A 20,885-nucleotide genomic window follows, 5' to 3' on the forward strand; every position below is an offset into this window, starting at 1 on the left:
ATGAATCAACAAGACCTGAATTTTGTAAGAATAGAATTGCGCCGCGCGCTACCTGACCTCTCTGGGGGAACAAAAGGGCAGCTTGAGGCTTTCAGTGAACACCCACCAGCAGACAAAAATGCCACCCCGCGCCGTGGAATTCATCTCGTCGAACTCGAAGGAGAGAAGGGGCCACGCTTTGTTAACTCGCTTTCCGCGCCACTGTATGTGCTGGAAACACGCAGCCGCCGCAGGCCAATGCCGCCGATAAAAGATGCGGAATTTGAGTCAGCGCCGTGGCGTAGGGCAGTGTCCGCGCTTAGTGGATACCAGCAGGCCTGGTTGCGGTACTGCTACGGTTTTGACCTTAGCTATAAGCACCAGGTGATGATGTGTGAATACGTCTGGAAAACTTATCAGAAATGCCTGGGTGAAAACTCGCTTCAGGAGCGCGTAGTTAAGAAACTGATAGGCCTGGTATGGCTGGCAGGGCAGGAAATTGCCGCAACCAGAAATAATGAAACCTATAAAGACTATGCTGGTGCAGCACTGGCCCGCATGGTTAGCGTTGACCGTTCGACATGGTTGCGTGTCTATTCAGGGCACTGGGCTGGGTTAAAGACCGCTTTTACGCAGCTTGATGAATCTGCATTGGCCATGGCTCTTGAATACTATGAGGAAGAAGAAGCCCTCAAAGTGGCAGAAATGTGAAGTAAATTTCACTATCTCCTTCAAACACGCTTGCAAAATGCAACAAAATAAGCCATATTTAAAGCATGTTTGATATGTTGCCAAAGTTTTATAAACCCGCCGATGAGCGGGTTTTTTTATGGCAAATCAGCCATGCACGGCGCATAAATACGCTGGCGGTCGCAGAATGGAATTCTTCTCTTGCTGGTATCACCAACCAGAGTTATCTGTATGTCACGCAACTAATTTTAGGTAAAAGACATGCTAAATCAGGAAGATATGACAGAAACGGCAAAGGCTGTTTTCAATGAATTAAGCGATAAACCAGCAACGGCTGGGGAGATTGCACAGAATACCCACCTCAGCCGCGAACGTTGCCAGCTCATACTTACGCAGCTGGTGATGGCGGGGTTATCTGATTACCAGTTCGGATGTTATAAGCGCCTCCAGTAATGGGGGCTTTCTGCTGTGGAAATGGGCGGCTGGTGGGTGTTAGCGCACCCGGCCAGCCATCAGCTCATGCTTTCAGGTCACAAGCTAACCAAGGCCCACTGCTTTAGCGCAAAAGCAACGTGAGCCTATCAGAGTTACGCTTACTGATCTATGAAAAATACTGTAAAAATAAACAGTGTTGAGTTAATCAACGCTGATAGCCTGCATTACGTCGCTACCCTCCCGGATAACTCTATTGATCTGATAGTTACGGATCCGCCGTACTTCAAAGTGAAGCCCAACGGCTGGGACAACCAATGGAAGGGGGACGAGGACTACTTACGCTGGCTTGATAGCTGTCTGGCTGAGTATGCTCGCGTTCTTAAACCTGCTGGCAGCATTTACCTGTTTTGCGGTCACCGACTGGCCTCAGATATAGAGATTATGATGCGTGCCCGGTTCAACGTTTTGAATCACATCATTTGGGCAAAACCATCGGGCCGTTGGAATGGATGTAATAAAGAAAGCCTGCGTGCGTACTTTCCATCTACGGAACGGATTTTGTTTGCTGAGCACTATCTTGGGCCGTACACAGGTAAAGAGGATGTTTACGAAAGGAAAAGCACAGAGCTAAAGCAGCACATTATGACGCCGCTGATTGATTACTTCCGTAATGCCCGTGAATCACTGGGTGTCAGCTCGAAAGAAATAGCTGAGGCAACCGGAAAGAAAAACATGGCGTCACACTGGTTTGGTGCAAGCCAATGGCAACTACCAAATGAAGTGGACTATAGAAAATTGCAGGAACTGTTCACGCGGATCGCTATCGATAAGCACATTCAGCAGAAGCTTGAACATCCTCACCACCAGCTGGTAGCTACCTATCAGTCATTAAACCGCAAGTATTCAGAATTGCTGGAGGAATACAAAACCCTCCGGCGCTGCTTCTCTGTTTCCGCTCTTGTTCCGTATACCGACGTATGGACGCATAAGCCTGTTCAGTTTTATCCAGGCAAACATCCATGCGAAAAACCTGCCGATATGCTGAAACAGCTCATTAGCGCCAGCAGCAGGCCGGGGGATATTGTTGCCGATTTCTTTATGGGCTCTGGTTCAACTGTGAAAGCAGCAATAGAACTTGGCCGTCGGGCGATCGGCGTAGAACTGGAGGAAGACAGGTTTATACAGACCACCGAAGAGGTGGAAAAACTGAAAAAATCATAACGATCACCACGCTTCCCCGTTGCTGTGGTGATCACCATCTTCAGGCACCGGGAATCATCCTTAATTTTTACTTGAACATAAGAGCCCGGTTGCCTGATCCCCTTCAATCACACACAGCGCCATCCGAACTATCGGAGGTGAGGCTATGACCAGAATGAGCACCATTTACAGCAGACTTTCATATGGAACAGGAACCACGCTTACCGGCTGCGGTGTATCAGCGAAGGCATACGCCGAAACAGCTAAAACAGCAAAAGAGGTGTCCTGGATGTTGGCCGACAGAATTGCAGGGTTAAGCCTGAGCGACTGGGCAATTATTGTCGGTATCGCATGCACGGTAATCACCTGTGCAGTGAACTGGTATTACCGAAAAAAGGAAAGGGAGGACCGGCTTAATGGCAATGTCACCAAAGCTGAAGAATAAACTGAGCGCAGCGGTCGTTGGTTTGATTCTTGCCGGGGCTTCCGCGCCCGTTATTCTCGATCAGTTTCTTAATGAGAAAGAGGGTAATAGCCTTACGGCATACCGCGACGGTGGTGGACTCTGGACCATTTGCCGTGGCGCCACGATGGTTGATGGTAAGCCAGTAGTTCAGGGCATGAAGCTGTCTTCTGAGAAATGCGCCCAGGTAAACGCCATAGAACGCGACAAAGCGCTGGCGTGGGTTGAGCGAAATATCAAGGTACCACTGACCGAACCACAGAAAGCCGGGATCGCGTCTTTCTGCCCATATAACATCGGCCCCGGAAAATGTTTCCCATCTACGTTCTATAAGCGGATCAATGCGGGCGACCGTAAAGGAGCCTGTGAAGCGATCCGCTGGTGGATTAAAGACGCTGGCCGCGACTGTCGTCTGACCAAAGGCCAGAAAAATGGCTGCTATGGACAGGTAGAAAGACGGGACCAGGAAAGCGCTTTGACGTGCTGGGGGATAGACCAGTGAATAGAGCCCTAGTCTTTGTAGGGATTGCAGTTGTAACTATTATCGCGGTTCTCTGTGTATTACTGGCGCGTAGCAGCGCGACACTGGCAAGGACTCAGAGTGATAACCGGCTTTTGCGCAGTGATAACGCGCTGCAAGCGACGTTAATAACCACTCAGGCATTCAACTTCAACCGGTTTAACCAAGTTGCAGAAAGCGCCAGTCGCTTAAATTCGCTGATTGATGCGGGTACCGAAAAGACCGTCATCGAATACCGGGAGATACTCCATCGTGAAAAAACCTGTGATCTTCCTGTTCCTGCTGATGTTGCTGGTGGGCTGCTCAACTACGCGAACCGTTTACGTGCCAGCGCAATGCACTCCGATTCCGGGGACGCTGACACAGCCGGTGATAGTCCCGTTGCCTCCCACGCGCTGACGTACTGCCAAGCCGTTCTGTGGATTAACCCTTTACTGTCGGCCATTGAAAAGGCGAATAATCAGTTGATAAGTATAAGGGATCTTGAACGGAGCAGAGAATTAGAGCTAAGCAAAGACGTGAGACCTAACGTGCGGTTTTAACACTTTAAGATTCACATTTTGTAAACTTTTGCTATATTGCAACTGATGCCAACAGCCGTTTCCCTATTAAAATAAATTGTTATCGTGTTGGCAGTTTTTTTATGACTACACGGAATGATGTTATGTCAGAAGTTGCAGCGGAGCTAGCCGAGCAGACTTGGCCTGAATTTTATCCAAAAGGTGTTCCTCCAAAAACGGCTGTAGATGCCGAGGGTGAGTTTTATCGTTTGGTTAGAGCTAACCCCCCGACTCCAAATTGTTTCCTTTCTACCCATGAAGAGTATCCGAATAGACATAAAAAATGTCGCGGAGAAGCTCTTCAGTGCGTATATGGCACATCGTTTTTTTCTGAAGAAAGAGGTGCTACAGATGCAAAGGCTAAGTTTCCAGCGGCGTTAGGTGATCGTACCGTCGCTAAAGGTAACGTAATGCCATTCATGGGGGTCATGAAAAAGACTTTTGCGGATCCTGCTCACTATACAATATGGCTTACGGTAAATAGTTCTATCCATGAGCATTTTGCTTGTTTAGGAGAAGGCGCATGAGTAACGTTTTTCTGCCTAATACAATGATGGGGACCCTGCGCTATAAAAGGGTGTATGAGTTTTTCGAAGAACCTCGATTCTTTTCAGCAGAAAATGAAGTTAATTCATTATTTGTTGTTTATTGGATTGGTGAGGACGAGGACGCCGATAGCTGGTATGTAATCCCTGTATCTCCGACACGGTTGGAGTTAATTGAAAGAAAAAGAATTGATTTGCGTTCAGTTTTAATTGATCAGGAACAATCATTTTTCTATGAAGTACGTGCCCCTTATGATCGGGAGGTTGCGCCTACATGGAGTGTTAAAGGCGTAGATGCCGTCTATGAAAAGGCTTTGCCAGCTCAGGGACTGTTTATTAGCTCTGTGGTTCCTGTTTTAGAAAATGGTCGAATCGGTGAAGCAATTAAGTATTCAACACATGAGATTCATTTAGAAAAAAGCTCAAAGAAAAGTGCTGGAAATTTGGTGCTAAGTCACGTTTCGAATGTGTGTGATAGCTTTAGTGCGTTATATGACAGTTTACTGGAGTTTAGCGGTCTCAAAGACAAGCTACGTCCAGTTGATGCTCGTCCAGGTTCGTTCATCCTTTCATTCCAAGCTGAAAAGCTGAACGCCTATGAAGAGATTTTACGTGATTTAAGCACTCTTATTGAGCGTCGTGCTGATATAGTCGATTTCATACAAAACAATGGGATAGATATCCAAGCCTTTTCTGATTTGCTTCAGTCTATTGTATCGACTGGAACAAATATGGAATTAAAAAGCAATCAGACAGGTGAGGTTATATTTCTTCTGACTAAAGCAGGAGCTGAGTTCTATCTTAGGGTAATCAGTAGGATGTCTGCACTTGCAGTTAGTGGTCATCAAATTCCGCAGGCAGATACTTTAGAAAAAGTTTTTAAAGTAGTTGAAGTCAAATGGAGTGGTGAGCCTTGTACTGTAGAGAATACAGGTTTGCAAGAAAGACACGTGTATTATTACCTACATGCTGCAAAAGTTTTAGGGTTGCTGAATGCTAATGGCAATGTAACTGCGATGGGGCAAAAGTTAATTCAGTCTGGACAAGAGAACCAATATAAAATTGCTGCGAGATGCTTTGAGGTGAGCCATATTGGTTGGGCTTGGATTAACTGGTCAGAAGTTGAGAATTTATCTCAAATAGATCCAGATACAGCTGAGAAATTTTTACTTGAACAGTGCAATTCATTAAGTAAAGACACTATAGCCAGAAGGTCACGAACTCTTAGACATTGGGGCAAAGAGCTTAAGGAAAAATATACTCCGCTCTAATTCCAAATATATAGTATCGCAATTACACACCCCGCTAATGCGGGGTTTTTTGTTGATAATTCCTATCATTTGCGCGGGTCCTCTTGGCGATTCTGAACACCGAGGGGGCGAGGACACGCGGAAAACGGCTGGTTTTTTGCATTTTATCGGCATCATCATCATTCCCTTAACTTGTTGATATTTCAGTCGTGAAATTATTCACGATGTCGAAATGGTTAAATATTGTTCATCATCATGGATAACGAACTGAAAAACCTTCGCCTCAACATCAATCAACTTGCAGCGGTGACCGACCTTCATCGTCAGACGATCTCCAGCAAGCTGAATAACGTTGAGCCTGCTCCGGGCAGTAATTCTCGTCTCAAGCTTTATTCTGTCGTGGATATTCTCCGGGAACTGCTGGGCCGGACCACGGCACCCGAGCTGGTGGATATCGATAAGATGTTACCGCCGGATCGTAAGGCGTGGTTTCAGTCTGAACGCGAGAGGCTTAAATTCCAGCAGGAAACAGGTGAGTTAATCCCGGCATCGACAGTGACCCGAGAATTTTCATCAATGGCAAAAGCCGTCGTTCAGGTGCTGGAAACGCTGCCAGATATTCTTGAACGTGATTGCGCGATGACGCCTGCAGCTGTCGTTCGGGTTCAAAAAGTCATCGATGACCTGCGGGATCAGATAGCCCTGAAGGTTGAGCAGGCAGATACGCCGGAACAGGAGGACAGTTCGCCAGAAGAGGAGTAAGCCATGCGACAGGCCACGGCGGCGGAGCTAAGAAAAAACACTGCCGGGATCATCAGAGCACCGCGCCGAATGCCTGTAGCGGAAGCCGTACATAAATATATGCGTGTTCCGGTCGGCGTGGGTAACTCCGTTGAGTGGGATCCTAATCTTGCCCCTTATGTTGTGGAGCCGATGAATTGCCTGGCATCACGCGAATATGATGCTGTCATTTTTGTTGGCCCTGCTCGAACGGGTAAAACCATTGGTCTGATTGATGGCTGGGTGGTGTACAACGTTGTCTGCGATCCGTCTGACATGCTCATCATTCAGATGACGGAAGAGAAAGCGCGCGAACACTCAAAAAAACGTCTGGCCCGAACATTTCGTGTCAGCCCGGAGGTGGCGTGCCGGCTGAGTCCTTCACGCAATGACAACAACGTGCATGACCGGACTTTCCTTGCCGGGAACTACCTGAAGATAGGCTGGCCGTCTATCAACATCATGTCGTCCTCAGATTTTAAGTGTGTGGCGCTGACGGATTACGATCGCTTCCCGGAAGATATCGACGGGGAAGGGGACGGATTTTCGCTTGCTTCAAAACGTACCACCACCTTTATGTCGGCGGGGATGACGCTGGTCGAGAGTTCACCGGGCAGGGAAATCACCAATACGAAGTGGCGGAGAAAGTCACCTCACGAAGCTCCTCCCACGACCGGGATCCTGTCTTTATATAACCGCGGCGATCGTCGTCGCTGGTACTGGCCATGTCCACATTGCGGGGAATACTTTCAACCGGCCATGGAGGCGATGACAGGTTACCGGGAAACGTCTGACCCGGTAAAAGCCAGTGAAGCGGCGCATATTGATTGCCCGCATTGTAGCGGCATGATTACCGCCGACAGAAAGCGGGAACTGAACGGAAAGGGTGTCTGGTTGCGTGAGGGACAGACTATCGACCGTGAGGGCAACATAACCGGAGAAGCCCGACGCTCGCGCATTGCCTCGTTCTGGATGGAGGGACCTGCGGCGGCATACCAGACATGGGCGCAACTGGTTTACAAATTACTGACGGCGGAACAGGACTATGAAGCCACCGGCAGCGAAGAAACGCTCAAAACGGTAATTAATACTGACTGGGGGCTGCCTTATCTTCCCCGTTCAGCCAGTGAGCAGCGACGTGCTGACGTGCTGATGCTGCGGGCAGAAGACTATGGCAAACGACTTGTGCCGCCGAAAGTCCGTTTTCTTCTGGCGTCGGTGGATGTGCAGGGCGGGAAGAAGCGCCGTTTTGTCGTTCAGATAATCGGGTACGGTGAAAACGGCGAACGCTGGCTGGTGGACCGCTATAACATCCGCCAGTCCCTGCGTTGTGATGAAAATGGTGAGGCGCAGCAGGTGCATCCCGGATCCTATCCGGAAGACTGGCAACTGCTTATCACAGATGTTCTCGAAAAAACTTATGCGTTGCAGTCAGACCCTTCGCGACGGATGCCCATTCTTGCAATGGCTGTCGACAGCGGCGGGGAAGATGGGGTAACGGATAACGCCTATAAATTCTGGCGCCAGTGTCGTCGTGACGGACTGGGTAAACGGGTTTACCTGATAAAAGGTGACAGCACCCGACGCCAGAAAATCATTACCAAAACCCACCCTGACAACACAGGCCGAAGCGACCGCCGGGCGGATGCGCGTGGTGAGGTTCCGGTATATCTGTTGCAGACGGACCTGTTAAAAGATCAGCTCAGTAACAACCTTGAACGTGAAACCCCAGGTGCCGGGTATATCCATTTTCCTGACTGGCTGGGGGAGTGGTTCTACGAGGAACTGACCTACGAAGAACGCGGCACGGACGGAAAATGGCGCAAGCCCGGAAAAGGCAATAACGAAGCCTTTGACCTTTTCTGTTATGCCCACGCCGTCGCTGTCCTGCGTGGTTATGAAAAAATCCGGGACTGGGAACAGCCCCCGGCATGGGCTGCCGCTCAGGAGAGTAATTCAAACATCATTGACGGGGAGCGCCCCAGGGAGATTGCTGTGAAAAAAGCGGTACCTGTACGTTCGTCTCCTGTTTCTGTAACTGAACAGCCCAGCCCGCTTTCTGGTGGCTGGCTGGGTGTCAGTGACAACGGAGGCTGGCTGTGACGAAATCAGAAATTCAGCAGATGCTGGTAACAGTACGCCAGGCATACCGTGATTCCCTGGACGGGAAAAGTGTGTCTTTTACGGGCGTAAATGGTCGCGCCATAACTAACCATGATCCCGTGGCGCTTCGCAGAGAGCTGGAATACTGGGAAAAACGCTGGGTTGCCGTGAACCGTCGCGGTGGATCTTTCAAACTCGCCAGATTTAATTAAGGTCTTCCATGGGTATTTTCGACAGAGCACTTGGTGCAATTGCGCCAGGGTGGGCAGTCGCACGCGCCAGAAACAAAATGCTGTTGCAGGCATACGATGCGGCACAGCCTTCCCGGCTTAATAAAACGAAGCGCGAGAGCCGCGCGGCTGACACTGCTGTTGGTGTTGCAGGGATATCACTGCGCGAGCAGGCGCGGGCGCTGGATGAAGACCATGACATTGTAATTGGTCTGCTGGATAAGCTCGAGGAGCGGGTGATTGGCGCCCAGGGGATTCAGGTTGAACCGCAGCCACTGGGGCTGGACGGCAAACTGCATGAAGAATTTGCGGCAAAGATTTCCGCGCTCTGGTCCGAATGGTCAGTTCGCCCGGAAGTGACCGGGATGTTTACCCGCCCGGAAGCGGAACGGCTGGCGCTGCGTTCCGCACTGCGTGATGGTGAAATTTTTACCCAGCTTGTGAGAGGGCCAGTTGCTGGTCTGACTCACTCGACCAGTGTGCCGTTTTCTCTGGAGTTGCTCGAGGCCGACTTTGTGCCGATGAACCTGAACAGCACCTCGGGGCAGCAGATCCGTCAGGGTATTATTGTGAATAACTGGGGCCGTCCGACAGGCTACCGTGTTTATAAATTCCATCCGGCCAACATGACGCGTTTTAGCGCAGAACTGAAAACTGTTGCTGCTGAGAATATGCTGCATCTCGCGCAGCGAAAACGTCTCCATCAGTTACGCGGGGTGAGTCTGTTACACGGCGTGATCCGCCGCCTTGGCGACATTAAGGATTACGAAGAGAGTGAACGCGTGGCCGCAAGAATCGCTGCCGCGCTGGGCTTTTATATCAAGAGAGGTGATGCCGCTACTTTCCCGCAAGAAGATGACTGGAAGCCGTCAGAAAATAAATACCGCTATTTTGATATCGCGCCCGGGATGATTTTTGACGATCTGGCACCGGGCGAAGATCTGGGCATGGTCGAGTCCAATCGTCCGAATGTCCATCTTCATGAGTTTCGCAACGGGCAATTACGTGCTGTTGCCGCCGGAAGCCGGGGAAGCTATTCCAGTATTGCCCGTGACTACAATGGCACATACAGCGCCCAGCGCCAGGAACTGGTGGAAAGCTACGAAGGCTATAACGTACTGCAGCAATGGTTTGTTGGCCAACACAGTCGCCCGGTATACCGCGCCTGGCTGGCGATGGCGCTGTTAACGACAGATATCCCACCGGATGTGGATCGAACAACCCTCTTTAATGCGACCTATCTTGGCCCGGTTATGCCGTGGATTGACCCTGTAAAAGAGGCAATGGCCTGGCGGGGAATTGTGCGCGGTGGTGCGGGAACTGAAGCGGAGTGGATCCGCGCCCGTGGGCAATCCCCCCAGGAGGTGAAGCGACAGCGTATGCGTGAAACCGAATTCAACCGAGAAAACGGGCTGGTGTTCGACTCAGACGCCGCCAACGATAAAGGAGTGCTCCCTGATGCAGCAAATGATAAGCCCGCCCCGTCGCGGGACGATGATTAATCCCCGCGCCAGTGTGGCTGGTATCGATGCCGCAAACGGTCAGTGCTGGTATGAGATACGCGCCCTGGCTGCAGGGCGTGTGGAAATATTTCTCTATGACGTGATCGGCGGCTGGGGGATTACCGCTCAGCAGTTCGTCTCCGACTGTAAGGAAGCCGGGGTGTTTGAGGCCAGCGCCGTCGATCTGCATATCCACAGCCCGGGCGGCGATGTGATGCAGGGATTTGCCATCTTTAACACCTTGTCCCGTCTGAAGGCGAAGCTGGATATCTGGGTGGACGGCGTGGCTGCCAGTATGGCTTCAATGATTGTCTGCCTGCCCGGTGCCACGGTGCATATGCCGGAAAATGCCTGGCTGATGGTACACAAGCCGTGGGGTGGGATCGCCGGGGATTCCGATGATATGCGTGACTACGCTGCCTGGCTTGATCGTAATGAAGCGCTGATGCTCAGTGCCTACATGAACAAGACCGGGCTGGGGCAGGAAGAACTGGAGGCGATGCTGAAAGCTGAAACCTGGCTTAATGGCGCGGAGGCGGTGGAAAAAGGTTTTGCTGACACGCTTGAACCAGAACTGCAGGCCGCGGCCTGTGTGAATCAAAATAAACTGAAGGATTACCAGAATATGCCAGAACAGATTAACAACCTTTTTGGGCCGCGCGCCGAAGCTCCTGTCAGTCAGCCGCAACCCGCACAAAATCCGGCTCCGCAGGTCGCAAATAACCCAACAACACCGCAGCCAGCCCAGCAACCGCTGGCGGGAAATATCGACATTACCGCGCTGGCCGCCCAGCTCCAGCAGCAGATGCAGGCGGCGAATACTGAACGAGTCAGCGCAGTTTCCGCTGTGTTTGATGCGTTTCCTGCTTTCGGCTCGCTGAAAGCAGAATGCATCACGGATATTTCCTGCTCAGCGGAACAGGCCCGCACCAAATTGCTCAATGCGCTGGCGGCAGGGACGACCCCGAGTGCCGGACCGGGTGCAGTTCACATCCATGCGGGTAACGGGAATATTGTTGGTGATTCCATTCGTGCGGCGGTGATGAACCGTGCGGGCTATGCGCAGGCAGAAAAAGATAACGCCTACAACGGGTATACCCTGCGCGAACTGGCCCGCGCCTCGCTGGTGGATCGTGGTATCGGTATTTCTGGTGTCGGTACCGCACAGGCGATGGTTGGGCTGGCGTTCACCCACAGCAGCAGCGATTTCGGCAATATCCTGATGGATGTGGCGCATAAGGCGGCATTGCTTGGCTGGGATGAGGCCAGCGAAACATTCGAACAGTGGACCCGTAAAGGCACACTGACCGATTTCAAAACCGCGCACCGCGTTGGCCTGGAATCACTGGCATCGCTGCGTAAGGTTCGCGCCGGGGCGGAATATAAATATGTCACCATTAAAGATCGCGGTGAGCCGATTGCACTGGCCACCTATGGTGAGCTTTTCAGCATTGACCGCCAGACTATCATCAACGACGACCTGGATATGCTGACGCGTATCCCGCAGGCAATGGGGCTTGCTGCGCGAGCCACCGTCGGCGATCTGGTCTGGGCTGTACTGACCAGCAATCCGAAAATGTCGGACGGTAAGCCGTTGTTCCACGCCGATCATGGCAACCTTGTTGCAGCCGATCTAAGTATTGAAGGGCTGGATATTGCACGTAAGGCAATGCTGCTGCAAAAATCCGGCGATCGTCGTCTGAATATTCGTCCGGCCTACATGCTGACGCCAGTCGCAATTGAGTCACGGGCAAACCAGCTGATTAAATCCGCCAGCGTACCGGGCGCAGACGTGAACAGCGGGATCGTTAACCCGATCCAGAACTTTGTGACAGTGGCTTCTGAGGCCCGCCTGGATGACAGCAGCCCGACGGATTATTACCTGACTGCTGCGCAGGGGCGCGACACCATTGAAGTGGCCTATCTGGACGGTATCGACACGCCATATCTGGAACAGCAGCAGGGCTTCACTGTTGACGGTGCCGCTTTCAAGGTGCGCATTGATGCGGGTGTGGCCCCGCTTGACTGGCGCGGGCTGGTTAAAGTCACCAAAAAATAACGACCGCCGCCTGGCGGTTTTTTTTATCCCTGAAGGCGGCGCTGGTCGCCTTTTCCTTTTATGGAGAAAAAACATGGCGAATAACTATCAGCAGGACGGTACCACACTGGATTATCACAATGCGGGTGTTGATGCCGTTTCATCCGGTGCGCTGGTGGCGGTCGGCGGAATTGCCGGGGTGGCACACAGCGATATTCCAGCAGGCGAGTGGGGAACACTGCATATGGCCGGTGTTTTTGTGCTGCCTAAAGCGGCAGAAGAAATTGCGGCAGGCCAGAAGCTGTATCTGGCTGGCGGCAAGCTGACGGTGGCAAAAGGCGATGATGCAACGCCAAACCCGGTTGTTGGTTCCGCCTGGGGAGCAGCTGAGGCGGATGCTGCTGATGTTGCCGTCCGCCTGGGGTTCTGATGAGCCGGTTCCGGGAGCGTTTGGCTAAAGCAGATGCCCGGATTAACCGGGCGTTTGCCGAAGAAGTCCCTGCATGCCTGCAAACGGGTGAAGGCCCGCGTCTGGTGACCGTGATTTTTGAATCACCGGATGCGCTGTCGGGTGTACCGGGCGGCGGGGAAATTCAGAACCATTCCCCGGCGTTCAGTGCAATGACTGCGGATATTTCCGGTCTCGAAAAACATGACGGTGTGGTGATCAACACCATCCCTTACCGGGTGACACATATCGGCGCGGATGAAGAAGGGCGGACCCGCGTCACGCTGGTATATGGGGAACCCGGCAAAACACAGCCTCAGATCGATAAGTGGAGCTGATATGGCGCGGGAGTCTCGACTGCGACGGGATTTACCCGTCGATATTGATGTGGATGTAATCTGGCGAATTGCGGACAGTATCGGTGCGACGCAAAAACAGTTCCGTGCAGCATACTCGCGCGCACTCAGGCGTACTGCCGCCACGCTGCGAAAGAAAGCGATGGCGGATCTGAAAGACGGGCTGGCCCCACGCAGTATGGATCTGGTCCGGCGCCGTCTGCTGTCTTTTCGTCTGGACAGGGGATCGCAACTGGATAACTTCCGGCTCTGGTTCGGGCTGAATGCCATTAAGGTGAAAGACCTTAAAGGACGAATCAACGGGCGGCTGCGACCGCACCATACCCGGCGTGACCGCAACACGGGGCGTTTTACTAAAGCGCGCCGCCAGGCAGAAAACGCCGGATTTTCCCCGAAAGGTAATCTGCTGAGCGAACGGTCGTTTGAAAACGGGGAGGTGTCCCGTTCAAAACGGGATAATCGCAGGACGGTGGTTATTCGTGATCCCCTGACCCGCCGGACACGCGAAGCAGAAATGGATATCTACGAACCGATGCTGAACTACATCGAGGACAACGCATTTGCGGAAGCGATGGAGATTTTTATGCATCACTTTGAAACCGACATTCGCGGGCGCGTAAAAGCCCGTATTTCTGTCTGAGGTAACGAACGATGGCCGAGCCACTGTTGCTGGGGCGGTATCACGATGCTGTGACTGACGCATTAAAAAAAATCGGATGGGTGCGTGATGCCGGTGCGTATCCGGAAAGAAATGTTCCCCGCTTTTCGGGCCTGACCACGCCCGCGGTGTATTTCTCGATTAACAGCTGGGAACAGGGCGGAGGAAATGAGGGGCAACTGAGCGTTAATTTAACCTGTGATCTCTTCGTGGTGGTGGATGCCGCTGGATCGGGTGTGAGTCAGCCTGAGATTTTTGTCAGAACCGCTGCGGCTGATATTACCCAGTGGATTGACGGGCAGCAGTTTGGTCTGGGCCATATTGAGCCTGCGGTATTCACCACGGCTGAACGTGATGAGTTTGATCCGCGAATGGATGATTATCTGGTCTGGCGTATTTCATTCACCCAGGCGGCTGCATTTGGTACTGACCCCTTTGCAAACAATGGCATGCCTCTGCAGCAGGCCTGGCTGGGTGTTGCACCTGATACGGGCCGTAATCACGTGGATGACTATCAGCTTATCTGGGAGGCTCAGCCCGATGAGTGATATCGCAGGCGACCTGCAGCGCAGACTGGCGAACCTTGTCCGGCGCGGTGTTATCCACTCCGTCAGGCACGATCGCATCCCAAAATGCCGGGTGGATTTGGGGGATATCATCACGACCTGGCTGCCGTTGTGCCAGGGGTTTTCAGGAACTAACCGTGCTGATTCAAATCCTTATGCCGTGGGGGATGCGGTTACGGTCCTGTCCGAAGCCGGAGAACTCAACAATGGACGGGTGTTTCCCGGCTGGAACACGGGAAAGCTGCCGGTGCCGGAAGGAAGTGACAGCGAGCACATTACGCGTTACAGCGACGGGACCGAGATCCGTTATGACAGGAACGCGCATGCCCTGACGATTACGCTGGCTGATGGTGGAACTTACAAAATTGTCGGTAAAGGCACGCTGGATGGTCCGGTTGAAATTACGGATACCCTGACAGTTCAGGGCAAAACTCAGATTAATGCTGACACGTCGGTTGCAGGGAATATCGGGGCGTCTAAGGAGATAACGGATAAATCCGGCAGCATGAGCAAGATACGTGAAGTATTTAACAACCACGATCACCGCGGCGACAGCGGCGGGCTCACCGATAAACCTAATCAGAAAATGTGACCTGCTGCGGCAGGTTTTTTTATGCCTGGAGAAAAAACATGTCTCAGTTACATGGCGTTGAAACTATTGAACTCACCTCGGGTACGGTGGCGGTTACCACGATTCAGACCGCCATTATCGGCCTGGTGGGAACTGCACCTGATGCGTCGGGGGGAACAGCCGCATCGGGATCATCCGGTACACCCATTCTCGATAACGTTATCGACTTCACGGCAACCATTAAGGGGCGGGAAGGCAATGTCATCAATGTCGCTGCGCTGGCCGGACAGCCGGCAGCCGAAAATCCTGCTGCGGTTGTGACGTCAGCAAGCTGGGATCCTGAATCGCTGACACTGAAAATCACGCTGGGTTGTGATGAGCACGGTGTTATCACGGCTAAACCCGGGGATGTTGCTGAGGCTGTCGGTGGTGTTGATGGCGCAAAAGTCAGTGCGAGCGGGCGCGGTGATGGGATTGTCCAGCCCTTCGGCCTGCAATTAGCTGGGGGTGAAGATGAACCCTTTCCACTCAATACGCCGGTGGCGGTCGTCGGCACCACGCTGTTATCCCGCCTGGGTGAAAAAGGTACGCTGAAACAGGCACTGACAGACATTAACGATCAGCGTAATGCGCTGACGGTGGTGGTGCGTGTTGCAGATGAAAACGATGTGGCAAAACAACGCGCGGCGGTACTGAAGGGGATCGGCACCCTGTCATCCGCGAAATCTGTAACCACGTACCAGCCGCGTATTGTGATTGCACCGGGTTTCAGTGAGGACGATGCAGTTGGTAAGGGGCTGGAAACCGTGGCCGGGAAATTGCGCGCCGTCGCATATGTTGACTGCGCCTCCGGTGCGACGCTGCAGGAAGTGGTACAGCGCCGCCAGTCCTATGGCGCACGAACTGAACTGTTGCGCCCGCGGGTCCAGGCGAGTGATGCTGATGGCCAGCTGGTTTATCGCCCTTACTCTGCGTTTGCTGCCGGGTTACGCGCCCGCATCGACTTTGAAAAAGGCTGGTGGTGGAGCAAGTCGAACCAGGACATCAACAACATCCTCGGTGTTGAGCAGATCGATGAATTTATCCTCGGGGATGAGAACTGCGATGCAAACCTGCTCAACATGCAGAACGTGTCCACCATTATCCGCCGGGCGGGTTTTAAACACTGGGGGAACCGCCTGTGTGCAACCAATCCTCAGTGGCGTTTTGAATCTGTCCGCCGTACTGCTGATGTTATTGAGGACAGCATTCAGGAAACCATGCTGGAGTATGTTGACCGCCCACTGGACCGGGAAAATGCGGATGACATTATCGGCACCATCAATGCCTATATGCGGCAACTGGTCGGGCTTGGCGCCATATTCGGTGGGCGGGCCTGGCTGGATGAAGAACTGAACACAGCGGAAACCATGGCGTCGGGTGTCCTGTACATCAACTATGACTTTGGTCCGAAATCGCCGACTGAACTTATCAGCCTGCGCGTCCGGGTGAACAATAACTATGCGCTTGAGGAGATGCTTGCAGCATGAGCGATAAAAACACACTACGCGTCTGGACCTTCTTCCGGCAGGGGATCCGTATTCAGGGGGCGCATGAATTTACGCCACCGTCACTGGCAATTGTTAAAACGGATTTGCGTACCGGCGCACAGGATGCACCCACCCCGGTTGATGACGGCATGGAAGCACTGACCTGTCAGGTTAAATTTTATGGGATAGATACGGACATGCTGGCCAGCTTCGGTTTTGTCAGTGGCAGCCGTTCACGCTTTACGGCTTATCAGGGCTATCTCGGTAACGGCACTGCGCGCGGTACGGTTGAGGAAATTGAGGGCTTTGTACAGACCGTCACGCCGGATGCGCGAGGTAAGGACACGCTTTCCGAAAATGCCGTGACGGTTGATATTGCTGTCAGCTACTACCGTCAGTCACTGGACGGGCGCGAACTGTTTGCCATTGATACAGAGCGTTTCGCCCGCCGGGTGAATGGCGTTGATGTGCTTTCAGGCCTTGCTGCCAAAGTGCGTCTCTGATTTTACTGTTATCCCACCACTGTAACGGCCTGCGCGCCGTTTTTTATGGAGCACCCTATGAGCTTTCCTGGTGAAAACCGCGTTATAAAACTGTACACCCCCGTATCACTTGATAACGGGGTCGTGATCGATGAAGTCACTATGCGTGAACCGCTGGTTCGTGATCGCATCACTCATGCCAAAGACCGCGGCAACGAAGAAGAGAAAGAAGCCCGCATGATTGCGTTGCTGTGCAATCTCAGTGAACAGGATCTCTGGCTGATGACGGCAGCAGATTATTCACAGCTCACGGATGCCTTTAACGTTTTTATGCTCCCGCCCGCGAAGCGACCGAAGGTGGGCTCCTCCGGGCAATAAGGTTTCTGGGGCGGCGGCTGCATTTCCCGATGGCGGAATACCTTGATATGCCGTTCAGCACTTTCTCTGTTTTTTTGACCGACGAACTGGAGACGATGAACCGTGGGCGCAATAAGTCAGAACCTTAAAGCCGTCATTACCTTTGGCGGAAACCTGGATAATTCATGGAAACGATCTGCAGATGGCTTGCAAAAAAGCCTGAAAGAAGTCGGAAAGCAGTCTGAGCGACTGACAAAAGACCAGACCAGACTGGCAGCAGAAATCAAACGCGCCAAACTGGCCGGTGAAAGCCTGGTGGATTTGAAGCGCCGCTATACCGATGTTTCCAGGGAAATTCGCAAAACGGAGGCGGAGCAGCAGAAACTGAATGTACAGATGCAAAAAGCACAGCGCATTCAGGCGTTCAAAGGTGCCGGTAAAGGCCTGTTCCGGCGCGGTCTGGGGATCGCCGGGCAGGTGGGCGGGATGTTTGGATCCGGGCTGGCTATTGGCGGTGGCGGTGTGGTGGCTTCAGCACTTGGCACACTGATAGCGCCAGCCGCCACCAATGCTGAAACGGCAACCCGTACTAATGTGGCAAAAAGCTACGGCGTGGATGTGGCCACGTTTAATGCCTGGGATTCTCTGGCGAAGCAGTACGACATGAATGCGGAAAACATTGGCGATCTCTTTGAAGAGTATCTGCACAAATCCGGGGAGTACAAACAGAACGGTAAGCAGAGCTCGCTGCAGGATGCGTTTGAAACGCTCGGGTTCAAAGCGGGTGATTTTGCAGGGCTCAGCGATATGGCGCAGTTCGACAAAATTGTTGAACGGGCGCTCAGCCTTCAGGACGAGTCAAAAGCCTCCTTCGCCCTGGATTCTCTTTTTGGCGGGGAAGCGAGCAAACTTCTGATGCTTATCAAGCAGTCTGGCCGGAGCTACCGCGACCTGATGGATGAACAGCGGCGCTACAACCTCGTGACCAAAGAGGGGGCTGATGGTGCGGTTGCGGGTAATCAGGCTATCAATAATCTCCGCACGGTTTTCTCTTCTGCGGTCGCAGAAATTTCCGGCCAACTGGGAAATGAACTGGCGCCTGATATCAGGCGCCTGACGGATGATCTTGCCGACTGGTTCAAAGGTGGTGGGGTCAGGCGAATTGTGACTTTCCTGCGAAACGACCTGTATCCCGGCGTTCTGTCTTTCGGACAGGGGGTGGTTTTTGTCGGCAAAATTATTTATGCCCTGGCTAAAAAACTGTCCTGGCTGTTGCCAGATGACAGGAACGATCAAAAGGATGTGCTGAAGTCACTGGCTATGACTGGGTCGGTGGATATCGCCAGAATGACTGCGGGGCGCAAAGGGCAGGGAGAATGGTTCGAGCAGCAACTGAAGGACAATCCAGACCTCGCTGACGATGTTAAAAAGTCTTACACCTCAACGCGGGGTTTTTTTAGTGATGATGAAGAGGCATTTAATAAATCGCTTGATAAATACCTGTCACCGGAAGGCGGCGACACGCTTTTAAACTGGAATGCAGCGTTGCAAAGGAACAACGGGCGCTCAGTGCAACCACCTTCAGATTCGTCGGGTGGAGATGTCGGGTACTGGGATAACTTGCTTCAGCGTATGGACAACCTGGATAAACAGCCGCCATCCAGGCAGGTTACAGACAACCGAAAATTCGAATACCGATTCGAAATTAATGCCGCGCCGGGACAGGATGAGAAAGCCATTGCCGATGAAGTCACAACGGTGACGAAAAACAATTCTGCCTTTAATGGTGATAACAGCCTTCTGGATGGGGGGCTTCTCTGGTGAGTGAAATTATCCCGATATTTGAAGATTCCGGTCAGCGCAGTACAGGCGCATTACGGGGTGGGCAGGAAGCCCGCGTCATGATGATGCTGGGGAATTTTGCCTTTTCGATTGATACAACGGCTTATCATCAGCTCTCCCGTGAGGCCAGCTGGCGCTGGAGCGAACAGGAACGCATCGGCAAACAGGACCTTCTTCAGTATACCGGAAAGCCCGGGCGTACTGTCAGGCTTGAAGGGCAGTCTCACGCCTTTTTCCGTAAAGGGGTGGGAGCGGTGAATGAGTTGTTTGATCTTGCCGATCAGGCTAAACCTCAGCAGCTTGTCAGCGGAGAAGGTGATGTGCTGGGGTGGTGGGTGGTGACCGACTTTTCAGACACGACGAATAAGTTTTTACCGGGTGGTGGTCACCGAAATAAAAACTGGACGATGACGCTAAAACACTATGCCGACGATCTATCAAACCCGTGACGGGGACGTACTGGATGCGATTTGCGCCGTGCATTACGGTACTGAAAACATTTCAGACTCAGTGACTCAGGTTCTTGAGGCCAATCAGGGGCTGGCGGAGCAGGGGGCAGTGTATCCTTCCGGCTTGTACATCACACTGCCGGATCTGGTGACACCTGTTGCGGAATCGCCATTCAGTTTATGGGATTAATATGGCAGATCAGACAGCAAGGCCGGAATATGCGCCGGCATTCAGCATACAGGCCGAAGGGAAAGATATAACCCGGGTGCTGCAAGAGTGCCTGAGTGAACTGACCCTGACGGATTATGGTGGGGCAACAGCAAAAGCAGATGAACTGAAAATCAGTCTCATCTCTGAAACGCTGGCGCTTCCCACCAAAGGTGCCCGGCTTCGGGTCGCTCTGGGATTCAATGATCAACTGATCGATAAAGGCTGGTTTGTTGTCAGTGGCGTCTCGAGCGGCGGTCCGCCAAGGCGTATCGAGCTGTATGCGACCGCCGCACCGATGAATGCCCAGAAACACCCCGGAGACGTGACCAGCCAGAAGACCCGGAGCTGGGATAACCTTCGCCTTGCCGATGTTGTCAAAACAGTGGCCACCGATAACGGGCTTATTCCCCGCGTGGCCGACGCGCTGAAAGATATTCATATCAGCCACATCGATCAGGTGGCTGAATCTGATGCCAACCTTCTTGCAAGGCTTGCGCGTGACTACAACGCAGTGAGCAAACCATCAGGCGGTTACTGGCTTTTTTTGCAGCAGGGAGCCACGGTCACGGCTTCAGGGAAACAGACTGGCGGGATAACCATCACACCGGATGAAGTATCAAACTGGTCCTACAATGAAGGTGAGCGGGGGAGTTCGACGGGGAAAGCCACGGGGAGCGGAGGAAAAGCCAAAGAGAAAATCGGCGTGCGTTATTACGACGAGGAGGATGGTACGACAAAAACCTCCTCGGTTGAACATGATGGCCCGGCGATGATCAATCCCTATACCCAGTCGGAGAAAACCACTGCCGAGCAACAGGCAAACTCCAGGAAAACTCAGGCAAAACGTAACGAGCAGAAAATGACGCTCACGGGGCCATGTCGCCCCAAACATGTTCCGCTGACAGCAGAGGCAGGTGTGACGACTTCCGGTTTTGGCTCCCGTGAGGATCGGGCCTGGGTGGTTGAGTCTCTGGTCTTTTCTCTGACGTCAGCAGGATTCAGCTACACCTACAACCTTGTCGTGGACATTCGTAAACCCGCAGCGGCTTCGAAAAAATCAGAAAAGCAGGACAAAACAGGCCCGTCCTACTTCGGTTAACCCGCCGCCATCCGGCGACTCG

General features: G+C 52.6%; 26 protein-coding genes. All 26 read left to right on the plus strand.

Translation table 11 applies throughout. The features are described 5' to 3' along the window. The 26 genes from ACLJXE_RS19560 to ACLJXE_RS19685 all read left to right on the plus strand — a co-directional run bounded on the left by ACLJXE_RS19560 (position 1) and on the right by ACLJXE_RS19685 (position 20,863). Positions 1–690 (plus strand): bacteriophage antitermination protein Q, encoded by a 690-nt coding sequence (locus ACLJXE_RS19560; RefSeq protein WP_174331051.1) that lies wholly within the window; start codon positions 1–3, stop codon positions 688–690. Between the two features lie 65 nt (positions 691–755). After that, positions 756–980 carry a hypothetical protein gene (locus ACLJXE_RS19565; RefSeq protein ID WP_410751800.1) on the plus strand — a complete coding sequence of 75 codons (225 nt, stop codon included), beginning with the start codon at positions 756–758 and terminating at the stop codon, positions 978–980. Further along, positions 931–1,122, plus strand: coding sequence for a hypothetical protein (locus ACLJXE_RS19570; RefSeq protein WP_003034749.1), 192 nt, complete (start codon positions 931–933; stop codon positions 1,120–1,122). Before ACLJXE_RS19565 ends, ACLJXE_RS19570 begins: the two co-directional genes overlap by 50 nt. 150 nt (positions 1,123–1,272) lie before the next feature. Further along, positions 1,273–2,325 (plus strand): DNA-methyltransferase, encoded by a 1,053-nt coding sequence (locus tag ACLJXE_RS19575; protein WP_252325256.1) that lies wholly within the window; start codon positions 1,273–1,275, stop codon positions 2,323–2,325. 145 nt (positions 2,326–2,470) lie between these two features. Beyond that, entirely contained in the window at positions 2,471–2,749 is a 279-nt protein-coding gene (locus tag ACLJXE_RS19580) for a phage holin (RefSeq protein WP_003832349.1), read from the plus strand. Beyond that, a complete protein-coding gene (locus ACLJXE_RS19585; RefSeq protein ID WP_131351217.1) occupies positions 2,721–3,269 on the plus strand; it encodes a lysozyme in 549 nt (182 codons plus the stop codon). The genes ACLJXE_RS19580 and ACLJXE_RS19585 overlap by 29 nt, the downstream gene beginning before the upstream one ends. Then, positions 3,266–3,829 carry a hypothetical protein gene (locus ACLJXE_RS19590; RefSeq protein ID WP_252325254.1) on the plus strand — a complete coding sequence of 188 codons (564 nt, stop codon included), beginning with the start codon at positions 3,266–3,268 and terminating at the stop codon, positions 3,827–3,829. Before ACLJXE_RS19585 ends, ACLJXE_RS19590 begins: the two co-directional genes overlap by 4 nt. Before the next feature lie 122 nt (positions 3,830–3,951). Continuing rightward, positions 3,952–4,374 carry a hypothetical protein gene (locus tag ACLJXE_RS19595; protein ID WP_131351211.1) on the plus strand — a complete coding sequence of 141 codons (423 nt, stop codon included), beginning with the start codon at positions 3,952–3,954 and terminating at the stop codon, positions 4,372–4,374. Beyond that, complete coding sequence (locus ACLJXE_RS19600) at positions 4,371–5,663, plus strand: DUF6575 domain-containing protein (RefSeq protein WP_131351208.1); 1,293 nt, start codon at positions 4,371–4,373, stop codon at positions 5,661–5,663. Before ACLJXE_RS19595 ends, ACLJXE_RS19600 begins: the two co-directional genes overlap by 4 nt. A gap of 234 nt (positions 5,664–5,897) precedes the next feature. After that, positions 5,898–6,404 carry a DUF1441 family protein gene (locus tag ACLJXE_RS19605; protein ID WP_033816636.1) on the plus strand — a complete coding sequence of 169 codons (507 nt, stop codon included), beginning with the start codon at positions 5,898–5,900 and terminating at the stop codon, positions 6,402–6,404. 3 nt (positions 6,405–6,407) lie between these two features. Further along, positions 6,408–8,525, plus strand: a complete 2,118-nt coding sequence (locus ACLJXE_RS19610) for a phage terminase large subunit family protein (RefSeq protein WP_033816612.1) — start codon at positions 6,408–6,410, stop codon at positions 8,523–8,525. After that, entirely contained in the window at positions 8,522–8,737 is a 216-nt protein-coding gene (locus ACLJXE_RS19615) for a hypothetical protein (protein WP_016150423.1), read from the plus strand. Before ACLJXE_RS19610 ends, ACLJXE_RS19615 begins: the two co-directional genes overlap by 4 nt. An 8-nt stretch (positions 8,738–8,745) precedes the next feature. Beyond that, positions 8,746–10,257: a phage portal protein gene (locus tag ACLJXE_RS19620; protein WP_033816611.1), complete on the plus strand. Its 1,512-nt coding sequence runs from the start codon at positions 8,746–8,748 to the stop codon at positions 10,255–10,257. Continuing rightward, the gene (locus ACLJXE_RS19625; RefSeq protein WP_410751770.1) at positions 10,214–12,316 is read left to right on the plus strand and encodes a ClpP-like prohead protease/major capsid protein fusion protein; all 2,103 of its coding nucleotides are present in this window, start codon (positions 10,214–10,216) and stop codon (positions 12,314–12,316) included. Before ACLJXE_RS19620 ends, ACLJXE_RS19625 begins: the two co-directional genes overlap by 44 nt. A 73-nt stretch (positions 12,317–12,389) precedes the next feature. Then, positions 12,390–12,725: a capsid cement protein gene (locus ACLJXE_RS19630; protein WP_033816609.1), complete on the plus strand. Its 336-nt coding sequence runs from the start codon at positions 12,390–12,392 to the stop codon at positions 12,723–12,725. Continuing rightward, entirely contained in the window at positions 12,725–13,081 is a 357-nt protein-coding gene (locus ACLJXE_RS19635) for a head-tail joining protein (RefSeq protein ID WP_016150419.1), read from the plus strand. The genes ACLJXE_RS19630 and ACLJXE_RS19635 overlap by 1 nt, the downstream gene beginning before the upstream one ends. 1 nt (position 13,082) lies before the next feature. Next, on the plus strand, positions 13,083–13,739 hold the full coding sequence (locus ACLJXE_RS19640) for a hypothetical protein (protein WP_033816607.1): 657 nt from the start codon (positions 13,083–13,085) through the stop codon (positions 13,737–13,739). Positions 13,740–13,750: 11 nt separating this feature from the next. Then, entirely contained in the window at positions 13,751–14,305 is a 555-nt protein-coding gene (locus ACLJXE_RS19645) for a hypothetical protein (RefSeq protein ID WP_033816606.1), read from the plus strand. Beyond that, the gene (locus tag ACLJXE_RS19650; RefSeq protein ID WP_047357975.1) at positions 14,298–14,915 is read left to right on the plus strand and encodes a phage baseplate assembly protein V; all 618 of its coding nucleotides are present in this window, start codon (positions 14,298–14,300) and stop codon (positions 14,913–14,915) included. The genes ACLJXE_RS19645 and ACLJXE_RS19650 overlap by 8 nt, the downstream gene beginning before the upstream one ends. Before the next feature lie 38 nt (positions 14,916–14,953). Beyond that, positions 14,954–16,423, plus strand: a complete 1,470-nt coding sequence (locus ACLJXE_RS19655; RefSeq protein WP_410751771.1) for a phage tail sheath family protein — start codon at positions 14,954–14,956, stop codon at positions 16,421–16,423. Continuing rightward, on the plus strand, positions 16,420–16,926 hold the full coding sequence (locus ACLJXE_RS19660; RefSeq protein ID WP_079816641.1) for a phage major tail tube protein: 507 nt from the start codon (positions 16,420–16,422) through the stop codon (positions 16,924–16,926). The genes ACLJXE_RS19655 and ACLJXE_RS19660 overlap by 4 nt, the downstream gene beginning before the upstream one ends. A gap of 57 nt (positions 16,927–16,983) precedes the next feature. Next, complete coding sequence (locus ACLJXE_RS19665) at positions 16,984–17,283, plus strand: phage tail assembly protein (protein WP_410751772.1); 300 nt, start codon at positions 16,984–16,986, stop codon at positions 17,281–17,283. A gap of 102 nt (positions 17,284–17,385) precedes the next feature. Further along, positions 17,386–19,086 (plus strand): hypothetical protein, encoded by a 1,701-nt coding sequence (locus ACLJXE_RS19670; protein WP_410751773.1) that lies wholly within the window; start codon positions 17,386–17,388, stop codon positions 19,084–19,086. A gap of 5 nt (positions 19,087–19,091) precedes the next feature. After that, positions 19,092–19,553: a phage tail protein gene (locus ACLJXE_RS19675; protein WP_410751798.1), complete on the plus strand. Its 462-nt coding sequence runs from the start codon at positions 19,092–19,094 to the stop codon at positions 19,551–19,553. Further along, entirely contained in the window at positions 19,528–19,743 is a 216-nt protein-coding gene (locus ACLJXE_RS19680) for a tail protein X (protein WP_040230745.1), read from the plus strand. Before ACLJXE_RS19675 ends, ACLJXE_RS19680 begins: the two co-directional genes overlap by 26 nt. Before the next feature lies 1 nt (position 19,744). Beyond that, positions 19,745–20,863: a late control protein D gene (locus ACLJXE_RS19685; RefSeq protein ID WP_410751774.1), complete on the plus strand. Its 1,119-nt coding sequence runs from the start codon at positions 19,745–19,747 to the stop codon at positions 20,861–20,863. Positions 20,864–20,885 lie beyond the last annotated feature (22 nt).

It is taken from the genome of Citrobacter sp. U14242 (assembly GCF_046555775.1).
Lineage (GTDB): Bacteria > Pseudomonadota > Gammaproteobacteria > Enterobacterales > Enterobacteriaceae > Citrobacter.